This window comes from Lawsonella clevelandensis, from assembly GCF_001293125.1.
Taxonomy (GTDB): Bacteria; Actinomycetota; Actinomycetes; order Mycobacteriales; family Mycobacteriaceae; genus Lawsonella; species Lawsonella clevelandensis.
Genome location: NZ_CP009312.1, coordinates 1,713,731 through 1,733,969, shown reverse-complemented (window position 1 = coordinate 1,733,969; position 20,239 = coordinate 1,713,731). Strand labels below are relative to the sequence as shown.

The following is a 20,239-nucleotide window of genomic DNA, read 5'->3' as shown; positions in this document are numbered from 1 at the left end:
ATCCTTTACTCAGCTGCTCCATTGGCGGCAGCGCTTACCGCGTCCGCAATGGTCCAGAGTCCAACGGCCTGCGATGCCTTCACCAAGATCACGTCACCTGGGTGGCGATGCTCGGCAAGGTAGGAGACCGCGTCCTCTTTATTATCTACGCTCACTACGGAAACTCCTATATCCTGGGCTGCGTCACATAGGGAATCCATCTCTGGGCAGCGCCCCACCAACACCACATGGTCGATGCCGCAGGCACCGAGCGTCTCAGCGAGGGCAGTATGTTGTGCGACAGACTCCTCCCCTAGTTCTCCCATCATTCCCAGCACCGCCCAGCTGCTCCGATGGGTATCCGGAGCGGGGTGTGCCATCACACTAAGTGCGGTAAAGGCGGCTCGCATGGAGTCGGGGTTCGCGTTGTAAGAGTCGTTGATAACAATGGTGCCATCAGCGAGCTCGCGTACTTCCATACGGCGGCCCGAGGTAATGGTGGCAGAACGCAAGGCCTTGATCGCTCGTTTCATGGGAATAGTGCAGGCGTGCGCCACAATTAGTGCAGCGAGGGAATTCAGTACGTTGTGTTGACCAGAAACTGTTAGCTCGACCGGATATTCCTGCCCCATGGTGACGAGGGTGTAGCTGGCTCGGGAGAGCTCATCGAGGTGGATATTTTCGGCAGTGAAGTCCGCGCTGGGGTGCGTACCGTAAGTGATAACACGTGCTGAAGTGCGTTGGGCCATCTGGGACACACGTTCGTCGTCAGCGTTGAGGACGGCGAAACCACCATAGGCAGCAGCAGGGAGCGCTTCGACGAGCTCACCTTTCGCTTGGGCGATGGCCTCCTGCGATCCGAATTCGCCAAGATGGGCGTGTCCGACGTTGAGGACCACACCGATGCTAGGGGCCACGATGTCGGCCAATTCACGGATATGCCCAATCCCTCGAGCTGACATTTCGAGAACGAGAAAGCGGGTGTCTCGGTCGGCCCGCAGTGCGGTCCAGGGAAATCCCAACTCGTTGTTGAAGGAGCCGGGAGGGGCAACGACAGGTCCTCCCGTGGTAAGCACCTGGCTGATGAGGTCTTTCGTGGTTGTTTTTCCGGAGGAACCGGTAATACCCACTACTGTCAGTGTTTCTTCCGCGACAAGGGTCTTCACGACATGGCGTGCGAGCTTCCCTAACGCCTGCAGGACAGCGGCAGCGGAGCCGTCCTCGTCATTTTCCAAGGCGGTAGCGTTGGTGTCGATCTTTCCGAGTGGCTGCACCATAATGGCTGGTACATCCACGGGTCGACTGGCGAGCACTGCTACAGCTCCTGCTGCGATTGCGGTAGCTGCATAGTCGTGACCATCGACGCGCGCCCCAGGGATGCAGAGGAAGAGTCCACCGGGGGTTACTTTCCGGCTATCGAATTCAACAGTACCGTCCACGACTGCCTGGGGGTCGGCTGCCTCATTGAGGGTGCCGCCAACGATAGTGGCTATCTGTGCAAGGGAGAGGGGGATCACGCGTTTCCTTCTTCTACCTGGGGGGTGTCTGTACTGGTGCAGCTAGGGTTGGCCGCATTGAGTATGCCTGCCTGGCGTTCCTGTAGGGCAGCCTGGACTTCTTCCCGGTCGTCGAAGTGGTGGACAACTCCGTTCACTTCCTGTCCGGTCTCGTGGCCTTTACCGGCGACCAGGATAGCATCGCCAGGCTGTGCCCAGGCGATAGCAGCACGAATGGCAGCGGCACGGTCTCCGATGGTGCGAATCTCTCCGCGTTCGGTGGAAGGCACGTCCAGTGCACCAGCTTCAACGGCGGCGCGAATGGTGGCAGGGTCTTCTGAGCGTGGATTGTCGTCGGTGATGATGAGAAGGTCAGAACCTCGGGCAGCTTCTCGCCCCATGATGGCGCGTTTGCTGGAGTCGCGGTCACCTCCTGCCCCGAGGACAACGGCCAGGCGTCCTTTAATCTCGCTACGGAGGGTGGCGATGACGGCAGCGACGGCAGCTGGTTTGTGGGCGTAGTCGACGACGGCAAGGAAGTCTTGTCCTTCGTCGATGCGCTGGAGCCGGCCGGGAACCACCACGGACGCGATGCCGGTGAGGGCGTCCTCAATGGTCAACCCGGCTTGTTCTGCCACCGCCAGTGCGACGAGCGCATTGGCGACGTTGAAACGTCCCGGCATGGGCAGAGTGAGTGTGTGGTCGTGCCCACGTGGGTCGGTAAGTGTGCAGTGTTGCGTGCCATCGTCAGCAACTGTCGAGGGTCCGGCGGTATAGTCGGCGGGGCCGGTGGTCGATACTGTGAGAGGGGCACATCCGGACTTCGCAGCGATGTCTCGCATGCGGACTCCCCACTCGTCGTCAATACAGATGACGGCTCGGTCGCAGCATGCACCTGAATCGCGGGTGAAAAGGCGGGCTTTCGCCTGGAAGTAGGCTTCCATAGTGGGGTGGAAGTCGAGGTGGTCTTGAGACAGGTTGAGGAAGGCGCCGATGCGGAACCGGGTTCCGGCAACACGGCCAAGCAGCAACGAGTGGCTGGAGACTTCCATTGCTATACGGTGGACTCCCGCATCTCGCATGGTGGCAAAGAGACGCTGGAGGTCCGGGGCTTCTGGGGTGGTGAGGGAACTTGGAACGCGGGTGCCATTGATACGGGATCCCGTGGTACCGATCATGCCGACGGAATGTCCGGCGGTTCGAAAAGCGGACTCGATGAAGTAGGCAGTGGTGGTTTTTCCCGAGGTGCCAGTGATGCCAATGACTGGAACGGTATCTGACGGATGGTCATAGATCGCTGCGCTGACGGTACCAAGGACGGCCCGCACATCGTCAACGACTAGGAGTGCCGGACTATCGGTACCCGCTGCCGTAATAATGTCGGCACCCTCCGGATCTGTGAGAATGGCGTACGCACCGCGGGCTGCGGCGTCGGCAGCGAAACGGGCACCGTGAACGTGTAGGCCGGGGAGAGCCGCGAACATGTCGCCAGGTTCTACTGTGGAGGACGTTAGGGTGATTCCAGAGATAGGGGTGTCGCTATCCCCATGTGCCAGAGTGGTGTCACAGAGCGTGGCGAGGGCCTTGAGGGTATGCATAATCGTTCTTTCCGACGGGCGTGCTGCGCAGTTTCTGTGCTCTTAAGACTACCGGTTTTACCCCGCTTGCAGGATTAGGCGCGGGGCGGGTGGCGAGAGTGGCACATTATCCCGGGTGAGAAGCCACTGGGCGATGTCGTGGAAGAGCGGTGCGGCGGACTGGCCGCCTTCGCCGTGCACTCCGCGGACCGGGTTGTCGAGCATGATCGCGATGACGTAGCGGGGATTGTCGGCAGGGGCGATTCCCGCGAAGGTAATCCAGTACATACTGTTGGAGTAGCAGTTGCAGCGTGGATCAACTTGCTGGGCGGTGCCAGTTTTGCCGGAAATCTGATAGCCCTCTACGGAGGCTTGTGGTCCAGTGCCTTGTTGGTAGCCGGTGTCACTCTGGACGACAGCTCGGAACATATTGCGGACAGTGCGGGCGGTTTCTGCGGAGACGACACGGATGCCGGCAGGCGAGCCCTGGTGAACCACTTGCCCGTTGGGTTTAGTGATGGAGGCAATGATGCGGGGTGGGATACGTAGGCCATCGTTGGCGATGGCCTGATAAATAGATGCCATTTGTAGCAGGGTGATGGAGAGGCCCTGGCCAATAGGGAGGTTGGCGAAGCTACCTCCCTGCCATTGTCGTAAGGCGGGGACGACGCCGGCACTCTCTCCTGCTAGCTCGATGCCGGTGGTGTGGCCGAGCCCGAATTTGCGCAGCATTTCGGCGAAACGGGTTTTTCCGACGCGTTGGGAGATCATCAGTGTGCCCACGTTGGAGGACTTACCGAAGATACCCGTCATTGTGTAGGGAACGACACCATGCACCCAGGCGTCACGTACCGTTACGGAGTCCATCTGAATTTGTCCGGGAACGTGAAACACTTCGGTGGGTTTTGCCACGTTGTATTGGATGGCGGCGGAGGCCGCAACGATTTTGTTGACGGAGCCCGGTTCGAAGGGGCTGGTGATGGACGGATTTCCCATATCGAAATCAGCTTGTCGCAACAGGTTTGCGCCGGGGTTAAAGGTGGTGTCGTTTGCCATCGCCACCACATGCCCAGTTTTTGCGTCGAGGACAACGACTCCTGCGTTGCGTGCCCCGGAGTTAATCTTGGCGGACTCTACTGCCGCTTGTACGAAATACTGGACGTCTGCATCCAAGGTAAGAGTGATAGTGCTGCCGGAAACAGGGGCGATGTCATTACGCTCTGACCCAGGAATGAAGGCGCCATCGGTTGCTTGGTCGTAGGTCCGCTCCCCATCCCTCCCAGCTAACAGGGTATTTTCGGAGGATTCGAGACCGAGAATGCCGTTATTGTCGACGCCCACTGCACCAATGACATTGGCTCCCAGGCTCCCTCCGGGGTATTCGCGAATTTGTTGATATTCCTGCCCGACCTGAGGGTATTTGTCAATGACGCGGGTGGCGACGACGGGATCGACGTTTTTCGCCAGATAGGTGAATGACTCGTTTGAGGACATACGGGTCATCATGTCTTCTGCATCCACACCGGGGATCTCGGATGCCAACATATTCGCAATTCCGGTGATGTACTCGGTGAAGGATGAGGCACTTGGGTCAGCTTCTCGTGCGGACTGCATCTGCTGCCGCACGATTGAGGGCTGGAAGGTGAGATTTCGTGCGTCTCGCGAGTAGGCCAGACGGGTACCATGGATATCCAGAATCTCGCCACGGGGTGAGTGCAGAATCTGGGTAACGGTGCGCTGGTTCTGGACCTCTTTCAGGAGACGTGGGCGCTCGAAAACTTGCACGCGGGTGAGCTGTGCGAAGAAGAAGAAGAGGAGCACGACCAGCACAATGCCGCCGCCGCGCAGCCTTTTTCCCATAGAAACGCTAGAAAGCCGCTGGTTGAGAATGGGGAAGGTACCGCGCAAGCTTTTCTGTGCGGCGGGGCCTGTCCGGTAGTTGTGATGCGGAGAACGACCCACTGGCCCGGGCTGCGTGTAGTGCGGGCCAGACGAGCGCCGGGGGGCAGGTCGTCCTCCTTGCATTGCCGCTCCTTTGGGTAGTCCTCATACGCCGCTCGTTTTCACGAGTGGCCTAAATTCACAGTGTAATGAGAGCGCTAACGGCTGGCTGCGACGCGCTCCGTAGGGGCAGTTGGGCGACGTTTCTCGAACTTCACCTTTTCGATGGGGGGTTCGCTAGCTTCTTCTACCTTGAGTTCTACTCGCTGCGGCAGCGGTGGGTTGATATTGTGCATGCTTTGCCCCGTTGCCGCTTTGGGGGTGCCCAGCACCTGTACGTTATTCCGAACCTTGTGTAGCGTAGCAACATCTCCACTGGGCACCATTCCCATAGCAGCAGCTTTCTCTGCTAGCTGCGCTGCGGACATAGATTCCTGCAGTTGTTTGGTCAGTTGTGCGTCCCGTTCCTTCAGTTCTTTGTTCGTGTGCTGCAACGCAACCACTGATTCAGATTGGCTGGCCACATAACTGGAGAGGACGAGGGAGACGCCCACTCCGATGAACAGCACGATAAGCACGGCTGCCACAAAAGAGAGCTTGCTGATGCGCAAGCGGCGCACAGTACTGTGCTGGTTCATGGAGACTTGAATCGAAGCGCGACTGCGTCCCCGGGTTGCGGAAGATGCGACGCTGTTAGCTCCACCATTGCGGACGGCCGCACCAGTGGAGACTTGCATAGTACGGGCAAGGCGTCGGTTGCGACGATCAATTGCCCGCTGGGCAGATGCGGTACGGTGCCGTGGGTGGGAATCGATGCGCTGCGTACGGCTACGGGGCCGAGCGGAGGTCTCGATCATGCTGCGTCCCTCTCTAGGCGTTCAATGACCCGCACCCGCACGGAAGCGGAACGGGGGTTGTGGTCAATTTCGTTTTCATCGGCTTTTTCTGCACGACGGTTCACTAGGGCGTACTGGGGTCGGGTACCGGGTAACTCAATGGGGAGATCTACCGGGGTGCGGGAGGCACAGGCGGCTGCGAATTCTCTTTTGACGAGTTTGTCTTCATGGCTTTGGTAGGACATGAAGACTGCCCGTCCTCCCACAGCAAGGAGATCGAGGACGGCTGGAAGAGCTGCTTGCAGGCTGTCGAGTTCGTGATTGACCTCGACGCGCAGGGCTTGGAATGTCCGTTTTGCTGGGTGTCCTCCAGTTCGACGTGCGCCCGCTGGAATAACCCGATACAGCAGGTCGACGAGTTGTTGCGACTCTTGGAATGGGGTGATGGCGCGTTCCTTGACGACGGCATGGGCAATTTTGCTGGCAAACTTTTCATCGCCGTAGACGCGGAACACATAGGCAAGGTCGCGTGCGTCGTAGGTGTTGAGGATGTCCGCTGCGGTAACGCCGGTGGTCGCATCCATGCGCATGTCGAGGGGGACATTGCGGCTGTAGGAGAATCCACGCCCATCATCATCAAGCTGCATGGAGGATACTCCCAGGTCATAGAGAGCACCGTTGATGCCTAGCTGTTGGACCTGCTGACAAAGGGGGTGATCCGAGGCAGCGATGACGTCGGCGATATGGTGGTACTCCGTGTGGATACCGAGGAACCGTTCTCCAAATGAGGCAAGGCGTTCAGTGGCGAGTGCGAGGGCTTGTGTGTCTCGGTCGAGGCCGATGACGCACACGTTAGGGATACGTTGCAGGATGGCCTCACTGTGGCCACCTAATCCCAGGGTTCCATCAACGATGATGGGTCGTTTACTGTAGTGCTTGCTGCAGGAAGGGGTGAGGAGCTCGACAATGCGGTCAAGCATTACGGGGGTATGTCGATCGGACATGTCTTGCTCCTTTCTGCGAAGTGGGAGAGGGGGTAGTAGGCAGATAAAGAGATGCCATCGGGTCCCTGGCCGACGGAACCTGGCGTTGGGGAAGTACGTCAGGGGCCAGCCGGTCAGAGGCCTGGTGGCATCTCCGCGTAAACCGCTATGGAAGTGTCACGGGGGGACTCCTCGTTAGAAGATGTCCTGCAGTGCGTCGTCCTGTGCGTCTGAGAACGCCTGTTCGTTGGCGGCGGCGTATTCGGCCCATGCCTCGGCGTTCCAGATTTCCAGGTAGTCGACAGCGCCGATAACGACGCATTCTTTGTTGAGTTCGGCGTACCGACGATGGTCGGCGGAAAGAGTGACACGTCCTTGCGCATCGGGAAACTGCTCGTCGGTACCCGCTGCCAGGCTGCGGAGGAAAGCTCGGGCTTCTGGTTTCGTCCGGGGTGCTTGCGCTGCCCGGCGAGCCAACTGTGCGAATTCCTCCCGGGGATAAACGGCCAAGCAGTGGTCCTGGCCTTTCGTCACCATCACGCCGCCGGCCAGCTCGTCACGGAACTTGGCTGGAAGAGTGAGGCGCCCTTTATCGTCCAGCTTGGGCGTGTAGGTGCCGAGAAACATCGGACCACCGCCTTCCACTACCGACTGGGTTATCTTCCCGATTATTTACCACTTCTTTCTAACGCTCTCCACTCTACCCCACTATCCCCCACTCAACAATAATAATTGCGTGTCGTACAGAATTTTTTTCCAGAAAAATACCGTTTATTCTGGCTTTTTACACGGTGGGGCAAGTACCCTGTGGTCGCCTCGCGCGTCCCCATTTTTAAGTAACACTATTAACATTTTTCACATAAATAACTCTAGTAATTGTGATCATTTGAGAAATTTGAAGCACTTTTACCTCATAAAAAACGCTTGAACTGCGATTTTACAGTAATTCTGAGAAGGAAAGGCTAGTCAGCTTTACTCTTAAGAAAATTTTGTGGGGGAAAGTGGGGATTCAGGAATACGGCAAAAATGCCCTCCCAACATGCGTATGAGAGGATCACCCAAAGATCTGAACGCGCTCTCCCTCAGCGATCACTCGCTGCCGCAGACTGGCAATAAAAGGCAATTGAACACAGCACTAGGCAGTGCAGAAACAAGAAAACCCCCGCAAAGTGCGGGGGTTTCATGAGCGTAGACGGTAATGCCGCCACCATAAAATTGTGTCTCTTAGCGGTTCCTATCGTCGAACCGTTGTTGGAAGCTATCGGCCAGCCCATTTCCAGAGCCCCCTCGCTTCGAGCGTCCGGGAGCTCTCGAGGCCGACTTGGCGGCAGTGGACATTGCACGCTTCGACGCTTTGTTCCGCCCCACGCCTCGGCTCTGGTCGGAATGACGGATAAGGAGAATACCGCCCCAGAACATCAGACCAAACCCCACCAATGAGAGCAGTGGGAAACCCGCAATCTTCACGAAGAAACCTGCGAACAGAAGCACCACACCGACTGCGATAATGGCCCAACCCTGAATAACCGACCGATCTTGGGGGGCCTCATTCACCTTGCGTACCGATTTAGTAAAAGCAACGTCCTCGGTGAGTGCGCTCTCAATCTCATCGAGCATTTGCTGCTCACGATCCGAGAGTGCCATCGGCGTTCAACTCCTCTACATAGTGAATGTCCTCATGGTGAGTACCTCCAGTGTACGTGCCGATTCGGGTTATCACCACGAAAGTGGCAGAGTTGTCTCCGTCCGTTAGGCGGCCTGAATATCCTCGTTTGTGGCGTCGATACGATCAAGAAAGCGCCCCACCCGACGGAATACCTCATTCGCCATCTCTGCAGACACTGCCACTGAAAGCCCCATCTCGATATCCCGACGCAGCGTTGCTAACTGACGGAAGTAGACAATGTCTTCCTCCCACTCCGCTGACAGTCGACCAAGTAACGTCCACACATCCCGGGTCAGCGGACGGGTCTTCGCAATCCGCGGATGGACAGCAAGAACGATCCCCGCACCTTTCACCGCCGCAAGATAGCTGCAGCGGATACTCTCCCGCGGATCCTCCGCGGCAGCACGCGAGTAAAAATACTCCGCACTGCTTTTCGCCTGATTCGGTGTCATTAATGTTGCCTCCTTCGTCCTCATTGGCTCATCTTGCAGCGCTCCCCCTCGCGACCTGTTGATGGAGGAATAAGCGGGACACATACATGATCTGTGTCGTAGTGGCGTCAGCGCTGCTGGTCCTCGTCGTCACAATCCTGCGGGGAAGATACTGCGAGAATAGCGGAGGGGTGTAACAAAAAAGCTCGCAGAGCACGCCCCAGAACAGTCCAATGCGTGGTGGAATGAAGCTATGACACTCCGCGCCACCCCCAGAGTCATGCGACTCACCCCCGCTCTCATGCAAGCACGGCTCAGCGACGCAATGGATGTCTACCTCACGGCCATGAACTACGGTCCAGAATGGCGAGTACTACGACGAGACCCGTGGGAACAGTCCATCCTCAATCCTGAATGGACCGCCTATGCTGCCTTCGCCACACACTTCCCACAGAACCCACTACAGCCACCAGACCCCCTTCACGACACGTTGGTAGGCATCACCTTTGGCTATCGCGGAGATCCCCGATCCTGGTGGAGTGACAAAATTCGCCAGGGACTGGAACGTGTCGACTACTCCCCCGCCAGTGTCTCCGCACTCATGGACAATTACTATGAACTCTCTGAGCTACACGTTCTCCCCGCATACCAAGGGCGAGGACTAGGACGAGAGCTCCTCAGTAACATGCTCCGCGCCAGCGCCGGCCACCACATGCTCCTCTCCACTCCCGAGGTACCCCAGGAACGCAATGCGGCGTGGCAACTCTACCGCGCAATGGGTTTCCGAGACCTACTCCGGGACTTCACTTTCCCAGGAGATCAGCGCACATTCGGAATACTCGTCCATTCCGCCGCGCCGGAATAGTACCTTTCGGTAGTGGCGCCCCTCCCCCAACCCCGACTTGGGACACACCCCCAGCACACGGCTACGCAGACGCGCCGCTACACAAGCGCCCTGCTTCAGCGCGTATTCTTCGCTATCTCCAGCTCAGCATCTGAAATAATCCCTAATCCCCGCAGCACATCTGCAATGGGGAAGACCTTGTTCAACGTATCGAAATGGAGAGCAGGCACACCCTCCGCGATCAAACGCTCACAGATCTCCAGGGACATCTGGATACCCAGATCACTAACAGCCTGAACATTCTCTTCCGGCCCGCTTCCCGCTGCCTTGTCCAAGCGTTGCTCAACACTCCGTGGCAGCCGCGAACCAGACAACTGAACCATCCGATGAGCAGATTTCAGCGACGTGATAGGCATAATCGACGGGATGAGCGGTCGACTGCCAATCTCCTTATCCGCTTCCACTAGACGATCACGCAGTCGCAAGTACGCATCTGCTTCAAAGAAAATCTGGGTCACAGCAAAGCTTGCCCCGGCACGCAGTTTTTGCAACGTGAACTGAGTGTCCGCGTCCAACGTAGGAGCGCGGAAATGACCATTCGGGAATGCCGCCACACCAATCTCGACACCCCCTTTTTCGCGAATAATCTCCACCAGCTCCGAGGCGAACTCCACCCCTTCGGGGTGCTTCCGCCACACCCCTAACGGATCTCCCGGTGGGTCACCACGCAACGCCAACACATTGTGAATGTCATTGTCGACAAAAGCCTGCAGCACCTGCTCCAGTTCTACTCGAGAATGGTTGACGGCGGTCAGGTGCGCGAGAGGCAGCAGAGACGTTTCACGTCGCATACGGGCCGTGATATCTACCATGCGATCGCGATTAGAGCCGCCCGCACCATAGGTCATTGACGCAAAGCAGGCACCCCATTGCTCGAACATTCGGACCGAGGCCCACAGCTTCTCCAGTGCCTCATCCGTACGCGCCGGAAAGAACTCAACCGAAAATGGAATACGCTCCGAAGTCGATTCCTCGATACGATCAAGGACAGAGCTTGCGCTAGTAGTGAGCATGCTCAACATTGTAATGAATCGAGGAACTGTGTCTTCATCGCCTGCGACAAATTCCCCGCTACTGCCAGCGAACTGGCAGGACCATATCACGGAACTGCTACGCACCTACTGCCAGCAACGCCGTGCAGGATGTGCACCCATGGGGCCAGCCGCCGATGAATGGCTTGGAGTCCTGGAACGGTTCGTCTGCGACGGAGGAAAACGCATCCGCCCTACCTTCCTCTGGTTTGGATGGTTGGCGGCCGGAGGACACCACTATCCAGAACTCACCGACGCACTACACAACGTCGCTGCCTCACTAGAGTTTGTCCAAGCCGGCGCGCTCATCCACGATGACATCATCGACGCTTCAGAGACCCGCCGCGGCCGCCCTGCCGCACACGCCCACTTTTCCTCCCAGCACGCACACGCCGTCACCACACAGCAGGCCACTGGTGATAGCGCCACAATCGGACAATCCGCCGCAATCCTCCTTGGTGACATCGCACTGAGCTGGGCTGACGACATGTTCCTCAGCGCCGGGTTAACTGCCCCCGCACTCCAGCGGGCGCTTCCCTACTGGACCGCCATGCGGACAGAAATGCTCACCGGACAATACCTCGATATGCAAGGGGAAACCCTCCCCTATTGCGACGCGGATAACGCCTGGCGTGTCAACCGCTTTAAGACAGCCGCCTATACGATCGAACGCCCCCTTCACATTGGTGCTGCCTGCGCTGGAGCCTCCCCCCACCTCCTTCACGGACTCAGCGACTATGGTGTCAACCTAGGAATTGCATTTCAACTCCGCGACGATCTCTTGGGTGTCTTCGGAGATTCGGAAAAAACCGGGAAACCCTCCGGGGAGGATCTGCGTGAAGGCAAGCGAACCAAGCTGCTAGCCGATGCACTCACTCATCTTGCACCTGCCGAACACGACGAACTGTGGAACCTCATCGGCCGCCCTCTCTCCGCAGAAGAACTTCATCGCGCCCGCACCCTCCTCCATGAAAGTGGTGCCGTTACCCGAAGTGAAGCAGAAATCAGCTCCCTCGCGGCCACCGCCAACGAGAGTCTCCTCAACCTACTCCACCACAACGAGATTTCCCCTGCCGTCACTGAGTCTCTACAGACCATGATCGACACCGTCACCCGACGCGACTACTAACATCACGAGCCGTCTTACCTCTCGGAGTAGTGTGCTAACAATCCGCAAATTAAGGCGTAGACGTGCGACAATATCAGGAAGAACGAGACTCTGGCGAAGGAGACTACCTATGGCAAACACAGTTCGTACCGCCTACTCCGAACTACGCCACCTCAGCCTCCTCCCCCTGCTCTGGTGGGGTATGGCAGGCGCACTGTTCATCTCACTCGCCTCCTGGGGCGCCGGCGCAAAATATGCAGTGAACTCCTGGCTCGTACCACTCCACCTGGACTGGCTACGTTACGGACATGGACAGTTACTGTGTCAGGTCTTCTTCTGGCTCGGCATCCTGCTGCTCATCATTAACTGGGTACGCCTTGGGGCTTTTCTCCTCGACAACGACCACCGCGCTTCCCTCAGCACACCAGCTATCGGTCTCATCACAGTGGTGTGGATGGCCCCCTTCCTCATTGCAGGGCCCATCCTTTCCCGCGACGTGTTCTCCTACCTGGCCCAAGGTGCAATCCAACATGCTGGCGCCTCTGCTTACCGGGTTGGTCCGAACATTCTTAACTCACCCGGGCACATCGATCCGCTCTACCTTGAAGTGTCGGCAGACTGGCGCAATACCACCACCCCCTATGGACCTCTCCACTTAGGGCTGATGGAACTGATCGTCATCATCACGCACAACAACATCCATGCCGGAGTTTTTCTCATCAAACTTCTCTGCATGCTCTCGTTGGTAGGCATCATGTGGGGAGCGCAGGATATGGCGCGGTCGCTGGGAACCTCGCCCGTCTGGGCCATCTGGTTTGCCGGCGTCAATCCCCTCATGCTGCTGCACCTCGTTGGCGGCATGCACAATGAAGCCTTCATGGTGGCTCTCATGGTGGTGGGGCTGGCCCTCGCACTGCGCCGTCAGCATCTTCTCGGTATTGGCGTCATCACTCTGGGGGCTGCTATCAAAGCGACAGCGTTCGTCGCCCTCCCCTTCCTCATTTGGATCTGGGTTGTACATCTCCGCACTGATGGAAAAACGCAACAGACCACTGCACTCAGGAGCACTTCCGATGCTCCTGCTACTGGAGAAAGCCGCGGTAAACTCGTCGGCTACTTCCTTGCTACCGCTGGTGGCGGCGCGGTGCTGAGCATCGCTATTTTTGCAGCAGTGTCTCTTGTCACCGGAACTGGGCTGGGATTCCTCGCGGCGCTACAGGGCTCCGGGAAAGTCATCAACTGGCTTGCCTTTCCCACTGCGTTAGCCCACTTCACGGCAATGGTCGGCAGTCACGCCAGTGGGCCTAGCTTTACTGTAACGCTCGGTGCAGCCCGCAGTATCTTCAGCATTGTCATGGGGCTGCTCATCATCCTCGTGTGGGTTCATTACCGGAAGACACTACTGCAAGCACTGCGCGGTCTGACCGTTGGTTTTTTGGTGTTGTGCTTCTTTAACTCGCTAGCATTCCCCTGGTACTATTCGTGGATCCTGGGGTTCGTCGGCTCCCTTGCGCTGAGCCGTCGCGCCATTCGCATTATCGCGGGCTTCTGTGCGTGGGGGTGCGTTATTGTCCTCCCCTACGGCATTATCGGCCTCTACAACTACTTCTGGGCCATCGCCGCGCTCGTCGTGGGGCTCATCGTCTATTGGTTCTTAGGACGTGGTGAACGCATCAGTGCACTAGCTGCTCCAGCCCCGTACGCCAGCGAGAAGCTGGCTGAAACGACGGCACACGGATCGGACAGTACTGTGTCTACAACGCCATTGCCTGCGCCCGGCGCATAACCTCCCGTGCGAGATGACCATGCAGGGCATCAATGGGACGACCTGGCAGTGAATCATCAGCGGTATAGAGGAAGCGCAGGATCTCCGTGGTGGAGTAACCACCATCGGCAAGGACTGCGATAAGGCCGGTGATGTGTTTAGCAGTACCCTGCTCGTCGAAAAAGAGTGCAGGCACTCCGAGGACTCCATCCCGTTCGACGGCAATCAGCTGCTGTTGACGGAGCAGTTGGTGAATGCGCGTCACGGGAACGTTGAGAAGCTGGGCAACGTCAGAGAGGGGCAGGATACCGTCAGCGGGGCCTAAAACGTCTTCGGCGGTGGGAAGAGAACTCATACCTTTGAGAGTACTGGTCTTCGTGAAGGAGGGGTAACTCCTCCACGCTAATTCGGTAGCATAGACAGCAAAGATCAGTGGTGGACGTGCCCCTACAACCGGGGAACCCGGCTGACATGTGAGCATGCCCCTTGGAGAGAGAAGAGCAGCAGGATGGCTGAGATTCCACGTTTGTGGTCACGCCTCAGTGGCCGCGAGTCGGATTCCCGGTCTCCCTTCCGCCCCGGCGACAAGGTCGATGACCGTTACCTTATCGATGGTTACATTGCCCGTGGCGGGATGTCTGTCGTCTACCGGGCAATTGACACCCGGCTAGACCGCCCAGTTGCGCTCAAAGTCTTGCGATCTGATCTAGCTTCCCGCGAGGAATTCCGAAAAGGCTTCGTAGCGGAGGCGAAAACCGTCGCTAACCTGCGCGGCCCAGGCATCGTTACGGTGTCTGACCAAGGTATGTGGAAGGGCGAAGCGTTCCTGGTTATGGAACTCGTTGCGGGCGGCACGGTGCGAGAGTTGTTAAACGAACGCGGCCCAATGCCTCCCTATGCAGCCGTGGCAGTCCTCAAACCTACCCTGGAGGCGCTTGCGGTCGCCCATCGCTCGGGTTTTGTCCACCGGGACGTCAAGCCGGAGAACATCCTCATTGGCCCCGAAGGCATCGTGAAGGTGGTGGACTTTGGGCTAGTCCGCGCCGTCAACAGTGACGATAAAGAAGGGTATCTGGTCGGCACTGCTGCCTATCTGGCTCCTGAGCAAGTGACGGGTGCTCCGATTACTCCTCGCTGCGACGTCTACTCTGCTGGCTTGGTGCTGTATGAACTCCTGGTGGGTACCGCGCCGTTTGGGATGGAGGCGACACGGGAGGTTGCTGAACGGCGCCTAACGGATAGTGTCCCCTCCGCCTCCGCACAGCGTCCGGGTATCCCCACCGAGTTTGACCGCATTATTGCGACTGCGACTGCACGGGACCCGGGGCGCCGCTATGTTGATGCTCACGCTATGGAGAAAGCTCTCGACCAACTGAGTACAACCTTGCAGCTACCACACTATGTGGTTCCCACTCCGCAAGAGTCTGCAGAACAAACTGCCGCCCAAACTGCGCTCTCCACCCTGGCGTCACTCCACAAGGGAGAGGATCCTGCTGGTGCGCCATCCAGTGAAGCGGAGACAGATGTACTGGGGGCTGACAATGCAACCGAGATTCTTGGAAGCGGTGACGCAACCGAGATTTTCCCTACAGTCGATTCCCGGGTAGCGGCATCGCCGGTGCACACTGCTGTGCTCACCTCTGCCGTGCCGCTCGAAGATACTAGTGGGCTGTTCCCTTCGGAGGGAGAAGATAGGGAGTCGGCTGATGATCATAGCCCCATTCCCGTCTATGCCGAGGACGAAGCGGAGGAACCCCTGAGCCCAGAAGAGGAACGGGCCTGGCGGCTCGCCTCCCACCCACGGGTGTGGCCGGTCCTCATCTGGGTGGTGGCACTGCTCCTCGTGCTGGGGGGTGCGGGAGCGGCAATGCGCTCGTTGGGGCATGAACTGCTTCCGCCGGCTCCGGCGTCTCACTCGCAGAGTGAGACCGGGAACCAGCCGGAAGCGTTATTCCGGTAGCCACGACACATCCTTGTGGTGCCGTACTGTACGTTAGCGACGCAGCATCTCGGCAACGAGGAAGGACATCTCCAACGACTGCTGAGTGTTCAGCCGTGGGTCGCAGGCAGTTTCATAGCGGCGTCCCAGGTCGAGGTCAGAAATGTCCTGGGCGCCACCCATGCATTCGGTGACATCTTCACCGGTGAGTTCGATGTGGATACCCCCCGGGTGAGTACCCAAAGCATGGTGTACTTCGAAGAAGCCTTGCAGCTCATCGATGACAGCATCGAAGTGACGCGTCTTGAGACCGCTTGCGGCAGAGTAGGTATTGCCATGCATGGGGTCGGTCTGCCAGATGACCTTGTGGCCGCTCGCCTCGACAGCCTCCACGATGGGGGGCAGCACGTCGCGAATCTTTTCGGAACCTACCCGTGTGACCAGCGTAAGGTGGCCAGGAACGTTGTTGGGATCCAGACGTTCCACATACTCGACTGCTTCAGCAGGGGTGACACTGGCACCGATCTTCAGACCAATGGGATTTTCCAACAGGGAGGCGAGAGCGATGTGGGCACCGTCCATCTGGCGGGTGCGCTCACCGATCCACAGATAGTGTCCTGACAGATCGTAGAGGCGCTGTTGTCCATTCTTTTCGGAGAGGTGGACAAGGGCACGCTCGTAGTCCATCACCAAGGCTTCATGCGAGCAGTAGATGTCGGCACGCTCCAGGCCATTGTCTTCGACCCCACACGCGTCCATGAATCGCAGACCGAAATCAATTTCGCTGGCGAGTTCCTCGTAGCGCGCCCCGGCAGGAGAGTTGGAAACGAATTCGCGGTTCCACTCATGCAGACGGCGTAGGTCTGCGGTGCCAGAGCCAGCGAGAGCTCTCACCAGGTTCATGGCGGCTGCAGAGTTGGCGTAAGCGCGCACCATCCGAGAAGCATCGTGGCGACGGCTTTCCTCGGTGGGAGCGTATCCGTTAATGATGTCGCCGCGGTAGTTCTTGAGACCATTTTCGTCGACATCCTGGGAGCGGGGCTTACCGTACTGCCCGGCAATACGCGCGATCTTCACTACCGGCATGGACGCACCATAGGTGAGGACGACGGCCATCTGCAGTAGCGTGCGGATATTGGCGGTAATGTGCGGCTCAGTATTTGTTTCGAAGGTTTCGGCGCAGTCGCCTCCTTGCACGACAAAGGCTTTGCCGAGCGCTACCTGGGTGAGGTCATTTTGAAGTTTGTCGACTTCAGCGGGCACAACGATGGGCGGCACTGATTCCAACACGCGACGCATCGCTTTGGCATGATTCGGGTCCCAAGAAGGCTGCTGAGCTGCCGGTTTGGCAACGGCAGCATAAAAGGCCTCGTTCAGCTTGTCCGGAAGGGGTGGCAGATCGGGCAGTTCTTCGAGGGGGATATCAACAGTCCAGTTCACCTCTCCAGAATAGTGGAGAAGTCAAGAAACTAGCGAATAGCATCTCCCGCTAACGCAGAGTTGCGTCCCCTTCTAGGGCACGACGGATAGCGACAAAACGTTCCAAGTCCCACCGTGCATCCACCAGAGCATCATGCACACCCGAAGGCTTTCCGGGGACAGCTGGTTGGCCGGCGTGCATCCAATATTGTTTGAGCTCGTAAGTAAAGCGTGGCACACCGCGTGGTAACGCGGCCATATCCCCCCAGAGTTGGCAGAGCGCAACATGGTCGTAGGCGGCCACCCAGGCCCAGAGTTCCATGGTGTGCCCGTCGTCGTGATGCTTCCAGAAAGCAGTAATGCGTTCTCGCATGGTACGCCGGTCACACCACGCACTGTCGCCGGGATTGGGCAGTTTGGGGAGAACGTTGCGCTGGACCCACGGGTTGGCACGGCTAGTGTCACAGTCCGTCGAGGCCAGGTAGAGCTCCTCCCCCGTTTCCGTCACCATCCCGAGGGAGAGGAGGTCGATAGTGCGGCCGTCCTCAATGAATTCGCAATCGTAGAAGAATCGCATGTGCTAGTTCCCGCTCTGTTCAAGGAGGAAACGGCGAGCGAGGTCGGCTGCGCCTACTTGGCCAGCATCATCTCCGAGCTCGGCTTGTTTAATGGTGGCGAGTGGACGATAGCCGGCCCCCGTCACATGGGAGGCATAGACTTCCCGCGCATGGCTGAGGAACTGGTCTCCGGCGGAGCCCACCCCGCCACCGACAACAATGAGGTCGGGGTCGAAAACGTCGGCCACAGTAGCTAGGCCGATTCCTAGCCAGTAGCCAAATTCGTCAAGAGCCATTTCGGCGATGCGGTCGTGCTCTCGGGCTGCTTCCATCACACGGCGGCCGGTCAGTTCTGATTCGGGGGTGACGTCTTTTCCGAGCACTGTGGGAATGTCAGGATGGGACACCATGAGTTCAAGGGCGGTATCCACGAGAGCGGTTCCTGAACAGTAGCGTTCGAGGCACCCCAGTTTGCCACATGAACAGGGGCGTCCGTTGGGAACCACTTGAAGATGTCCGAACTCGGGGGCAGTACCGTAGGCACCACGGAAGAGTTCATTATTGTAGATAAGGGCGCCACCGATACCAGTACCGATCGCGAAGGTGACGACGTAGTTACCGCCTACGGATGCCCCATAGTTGTACTCGGCCCAAGCAGCGGAGTTGCAGTCGTGCTCAACCACTACTGGCATACCGAGACGCTCTTCCATCCGTTCTCGCACGTGCGCATTGCGCCACGGCAGATGGGGCGCAAAGCGTACAGTGGAGCGGTCTGCGTCAAGGAAGGCGGCTACGGCGAGACCTACAGCTTCAACCTTATTACGCTTAGCGAGTCGTTCCGCGACCGAGGTGAGGGCATCTTCTAGCGAGTAGACCGCGTGTGGGGTGGGGACGCGTTCCCGATCCAGGATGCGGCCATGCTCGTCGACAACGGATGCCCGCAGGCTGGTACCGCCAACGTCAATACCAATGGTGTTGGTCATGATGCGGGGAGCTCCTCGTGTATTTCTCGGGCGCGCGGGTGTTCCACTCGCCATTGGAGGGGATCTTCGCCGGCGGGACGGTCGCTATCGAGTAGCTGCCGGAGCTCGTTGACGAGGTCTTTGAAACGGAATCGGTAAAAGGTGGTGAGTGAGGCTGCGCGCTTAGCTTGGGTGGCAGGCGAACCGGTACCACTAGGCGCTGCGTGGAGGAAGTAATGGAGGTTGGTCCCGTCGGCGACAGATTCCAGCCAGATTTCGGAGGTGCCGTCTACTGCACCGGTGGCAGTCCAGCGTAGCCCGAGGGGCCCACGGTTTTCGGTGACGGTGAGGCGAAGGTTGGGGAACCAGCGGGGCCACTCAGCGGAGTTGGCGATGACGAGGGCAATATCATCTGCGGGTACCGGTAGATAGGCGAGGTCGGCGATCTGAATGGGGTGTACCATGGGCCGTTACTCTCCTTCCTGCGTGTGGTCGGCAGCGTCTCCGTTGAGAATGCTGCGGAGTTTCCGGCCGAGCACACTCCACTGCCAGGTGGAGAGCATCCACGCGCGACCGTCCTTCCCAAAACTAGTGCGCCGCTCTGCTGATGCCAAAAAACGAAGCAGCTCAGTGGCCACCTGGTCGATATCACGGCCGTCGACGACTATACCCGTTACCCCATCGTGGACGGTTTCGGGGGCTCCACCAGAATCACCGACGAGGACGGGAATGCCGGTGGCGCTTGCTTCTAGGAAGACGATGCCAAGCCCTTCGACGTCGAGTCCGTGTCCGCGGGTTCGACAGGGCATGGCGAATACGTCCGCAGCGGCATAGTAGAGAGGAAGGTCCTCTTCGGGGACAAGGTGGGTGAAGAGGACGTGGTCACTGACCCCAAGACGCTGAGCCAACGTGTGGAGGCGGTCGGAGCTGGGGCCTCCTCCGACGATGAGGAGGAGGGCCTCCGGTTCTTCCTTCAGAATGGTGGGGAGAGCGCGGATGAGGGTGTCTTGTCCCTTGCGGGGAACAAGCCGGGAGATGCACGCGATAACGGGGGCATGAGGCGAAATATGGTGACGCTCTCGGATAAGGTCACGGCCTGTGGGATGGGGATGGAAGCGGGTGGTGTCCACACCAGAGGGCAACCAGACGAGTCGGGGATGGCTACCAAGCGCTCGACTGATGCGATTACGCGTGTAGTGGGAGACGTAGGTGATGGTGTCGCAGCCGTTGCCGATAATTCGTAAGGCGGCGTGGGCGACGGGAAGCATCGCCCAGCCAACCTCGTGTCCGTGGGTAGAGGCAACGATGGTGGCGACGTCGGTGTGGCGATGCAAGTAGTGGGACATGAGAGCAAGTGGGGCGGCAGCACCGAACCACACTGTTTCATAGCCTTCCTCGCGGATGAGGGCTGCTACCTCGCGGCGTACACGAGCGGTGGGAAGAAGTATGGAGGTTGGGTTGCGTACGATGGGATAAGGCTGTTGGGCATCGAATTCTGCGCAGTACTGAGGGTGCCAGGTAGAGCAGTACACGCCGATTTTGTCAGCGGGGAGCTCCTGGATAAACCGGTAGAGATACGACTGGATGCCACCTGGACGAGGCGGGTAGTCGTTAGTGACCAGAAGCGTTTTTCGCATGGTTTTAC

The 20,239-nt window shown here is 58.4% G+C and carries 19 protein-coding genes; 4 read left to right on the top strand and 15 right to left on the bottom strand.

Annotated elements, in window-relative coordinates; translation table 11 throughout:
- Positions 1-5 precede the first annotated feature (5 nt).
- The 8 genes from IY73_RS07430 to IY73_RS07395 all read right to left on the bottom strand — a co-directional run bounded on the left by IY73_RS07430 (position 6) and on the right by IY73_RS07395 (position 8,930).
- Positions 6-1,496 (bottom strand): UDP-N-acetylmuramoyl-tripeptide--D-alanyl-D-alanine ligase, encoded by a 1,491-nt coding sequence (locus tag IY73_RS07430; protein WP_053962516.1) that lies wholly within the window; start codon positions 1,494-1,496, stop codon positions 6-8.
- A complete protein-coding gene (locus IY73_RS07425; RefSeq protein WP_063665792.1) occupies positions 1,493-3,073 on the bottom strand; it encodes a UDP-N-acetylmuramoyl-L-alanyl-D-glutamate--2,6-diaminopimelate ligase in 1,581 nt (526 codons plus the stop codon). The genes IY73_RS07430 and IY73_RS07425 overlap by 4 nt, the downstream gene beginning before the upstream one ends.
- A 57-nt stretch (positions 3,074-3,130) precedes the next feature.
- Entirely contained in the window at positions 3,131-5,077 is a 1,947-nt protein-coding gene (locus tag IY73_RS07420; RefSeq protein ID WP_082345529.1) for a peptidoglycan D,D-transpeptidase FtsI family protein, read from the bottom strand.
- Positions 5,078-5,151: 74 nt separating this feature from the next.
- A complete protein-coding gene (locus IY73_RS07415) occupies positions 5,152-5,850 on the bottom strand; it encodes a hypothetical protein (protein ID WP_053962515.1) in 699 nt (232 codons plus the stop codon).
- Complete coding sequence (gene rsmH, locus IY73_RS07410) at positions 5,847-6,833, bottom strand: 16S rRNA (cytosine(1402)-N(4))-methyltransferase RsmH (RefSeq protein WP_053962514.1); 987 nt, start codon at positions 6,831-6,833, stop codon at positions 5,847-5,849. The genes IY73_RS07415 and rsmH overlap by 4 nt, the downstream gene beginning before the upstream one ends.
- Before the next feature lie 174 nt (positions 6,834-7,007).
- Positions 7,008-7,439 (bottom strand): division/cell wall cluster transcriptional repressor MraZ, encoded by a 432-nt coding sequence (gene mraZ, locus IY73_RS07405; RefSeq protein ID WP_053962761.1) that lies wholly within the window; start codon positions 7,437-7,439, stop codon positions 7,008-7,010.
- Between the two features lie 597 nt (positions 7,440-8,036).
- On the bottom strand, positions 8,037-8,456 hold the full coding sequence (locus tag IY73_RS07400; RefSeq protein ID WP_053962513.1) for a DUF3040 domain-containing protein: 420 nt from the start codon (positions 8,454-8,456) through the stop codon (positions 8,037-8,039).
- A gap of 105 nt (positions 8,457-8,561) precedes the next feature.
- Positions 8,562-8,930, bottom strand: a complete 369-nt coding sequence (locus tag IY73_RS07395; protein ID WP_053962512.1) for an SAV_6107 family HEPN domain-containing protein — start codon at positions 8,928-8,930, stop codon at positions 8,562-8,564.
- Positions 8,931-9,162: 232 nt separating this feature from the next.
- Here IY73_RS07395 and IY73_RS07390 point away from each other — a divergent pair, with 232 nt between their 5' ends.
- Positions 9,163-9,774: a GNAT family N-acetyltransferase gene (locus IY73_RS07390; RefSeq protein ID WP_053962511.1), complete on the top strand. Its 612-nt coding sequence runs from the start codon at positions 9,163-9,165 to the stop codon at positions 9,772-9,774.
- A gap of 95 nt (positions 9,775-9,869) precedes the next feature.
- Here IY73_RS07390 and IY73_RS07385 read toward each other — a convergent pair whose 3' ends face one another.
- Complete coding sequence (locus tag IY73_RS07385) at positions 9,870-10,826, bottom strand: methylenetetrahydrofolate reductase (protein WP_237023736.1); 957 nt, start codon at positions 10,824-10,826, stop codon at positions 9,870-9,872.
- Positions 10,827-10,854: 28 nt separating this feature from the next.
- Between IY73_RS07385 and IY73_RS07380 the strand changes: the two genes are divergently transcribed.
- A complete protein-coding gene (locus IY73_RS07380; RefSeq protein ID WP_158408657.1) occupies positions 10,855-11,973 on the top strand; it encodes a polyprenyl synthetase family protein in 1,119 nt (372 codons plus the stop codon).
- A gap of 31 nt (positions 11,974-12,004) precedes the next feature.
- Entirely contained in the window at positions 12,005-13,738 is a 1,734-nt protein-coding gene (gene mptB / locus IY73_RS07375; protein ID WP_257720270.1) for a polyprenol phosphomannose-dependent alpha 1,6 mannosyltransferase MptB, read from the top strand.
- Here mptB and IY73_RS07370 read toward each other — a convergent pair.
- Positions 13,707-14,072: an Rv2175c family DNA-binding protein gene (locus IY73_RS07370; protein ID WP_053962507.1), complete on the bottom strand. Its 366-nt coding sequence runs from the start codon at positions 14,070-14,072 to the stop codon at positions 13,707-13,709. The genes mptB and IY73_RS07370 overlap by 32 nt on opposite strands.
- Positions 14,073-14,225: 153 nt before the next feature.
- Here IY73_RS07370 and IY73_RS07365 point away from each other — a divergent pair, with 153 nt between their 5' ends.
- On the top strand, positions 14,226-15,677 hold the full coding sequence (locus IY73_RS07365) for a serine/threonine-protein kinase (RefSeq protein ID WP_053979155.1): 1,452 nt from the start codon (positions 14,226-14,228) through the stop codon (positions 15,675-15,677).
- A 33-nt stretch (positions 15,678-15,710) separates the two neighbouring features.
- On the opposite strand, the gene IY73_RS07360 is transcribed toward IY73_RS07365, so the two are convergent.
- From IY73_RS07360 to IY73_RS07340, 5 genes are read right to left on the bottom strand one after another with little or no spacing between them, the layout of a single operon-like run.
- Positions 15,711-17,096 carry a class II 3-deoxy-7-phosphoheptulonate synthase gene (locus IY73_RS07360; protein ID WP_053979154.1) on the bottom strand — a complete coding sequence of 462 codons (1,386 nt, stop codon included), beginning with the start codon at positions 17,094-17,096 and terminating at the stop codon, positions 15,711-15,713.
- Between the two features lie 49 nt (positions 17,097-17,145).
- On the bottom strand, positions 17,146-17,652 hold the full coding sequence (locus IY73_RS07355; RefSeq protein WP_053962504.1) for a polyadenylate-specific 3'-exoribonuclease AS: 507 nt from the start codon (positions 17,650-17,652) through the stop codon (positions 17,146-17,148).
- 3 nt (positions 17,653-17,655) lie between these two features.
- On the bottom strand, positions 17,656-18,615 hold the full coding sequence (locus IY73_RS07350; RefSeq protein WP_053979153.1) for an ROK family glucokinase: 960 nt from the start codon (positions 18,613-18,615) through the stop codon (positions 17,656-17,658).
- The gene (locus tag IY73_RS07345; protein ID WP_053979152.1) at positions 18,612-19,058 is read right to left on the bottom strand and encodes an SRPBCC family protein; all 447 of its coding nucleotides are present in this window, start codon (positions 19,056-19,058) and stop codon (positions 18,612-18,614) included. Before IY73_RS07345 ends, IY73_RS07350 begins: the two co-directional genes overlap by 4 nt.
- Positions 19,059-19,064: 6 nt before the next feature.
- A complete protein-coding gene (locus IY73_RS07340) occupies positions 19,065-20,231 on the bottom strand; it encodes a glycosyltransferase family 4 protein (protein WP_053962501.1) in 1,167 nt (388 codons plus the stop codon).
- Positions 20,232-20,239: the final 8 nt, after the last annotated feature.

Bases quoted from the DNA above. Each gene is read 5' to 3' on its own strand.
- IY73_RS07390 (WP_053962511.1), top strand. From the start codon at position 9,163: ATGACACTCCGCGCCACCCCCAGAGTCATGCGACTCACCCCCGCTCTC.
- mraZ (WP_053962761.1), bottom strand. From the start codon at position 7,439: ATGTTTCTCGGCACCTACACGCCCAAGCTGGACGATAAAGGGCGCCTC.
- IY73_RS07350 (WP_053979153.1), bottom strand. From the start codon at position 18,615: ATGACCAACACCATTGGTATTGACGTTGGCGGTACCAGCCTGCGGGCA.
- IY73_RS07395 (WP_053962512.1), bottom strand. From the start codon at position 8,930: ATGACACCGAATCAGGCGAAAAGCAGTGCGGAGTATTTTTACTCGCGT.
- IY73_RS07425 (WP_063665792.1), bottom strand. From the start codon at position 3,073: ATGCATACCCTCAAGGCCCTCGCCACGCTCTGTGACACCACTCTGGCA.
- IY73_RS07400 (WP_053962513.1), bottom strand. From the start codon at position 8,456: ATGGCACTCTCGGATCGTGAGCAGCAAATGCTCGATGAGATTGAGAGC.
- IY73_RS07415 (WP_053962515.1), bottom strand. From the start codon at position 5,850: ATGATCGAGACCTCCGCTCGGCCCCGTAGCCGTACGCAGCGCATCGAT.
- rsmH (WP_053962514.1), bottom strand. From the start codon at position 6,833: ATGTCCGATCGACATACCCCCGTAATGCTTGACCGCATTGTCGAGCTC.
- IY73_RS07340 (WP_053962501.1), bottom strand. From the start codon at position 20,231: ATGCGAAAAACGCTTCTGGTCACTAACGACTACCCGCCTCGTCCAGGT.
- IY73_RS07355 (WP_053962504.1), bottom strand. From the start codon at position 17,652: ATGCGATTCTTCTACGATTGCGAATTCATTGAGGACGGCCGCACTATC.
- IY73_RS07370 (WP_053962507.1), bottom strand. From the start codon at position 14,072: ATGAGTTCTCTTCCCACCGCCGAAGACGTTTTAGGCCCCGCTGACGGT.
- IY73_RS07365 (WP_053979155.1), top strand. From the start codon at position 14,226: ATGGCTGAGATTCCACGTTTGTGGTCACGCCTCAGTGGCCGCGAGTCG.
- IY73_RS07345 (WP_053979152.1), bottom strand. From the start codon at position 19,058: ATGGTACACCCCATTCAGATCGCCGACCTCGCCTATCTACCGGTACCC.
- IY73_RS07385 (WP_237023736.1), bottom strand. From the start codon at position 10,826: ATGCTCACTACTAGCGCAAGCTCTGTCCTTGATCGTATCGAGGAATCG.
- IY73_RS07420 (WP_082345529.1), bottom strand. From the start codon at position 5,077: ATGCAAGGAGGACGACCTGCCCCCCGGCGCTCGTCTGGCCCGCACTAC.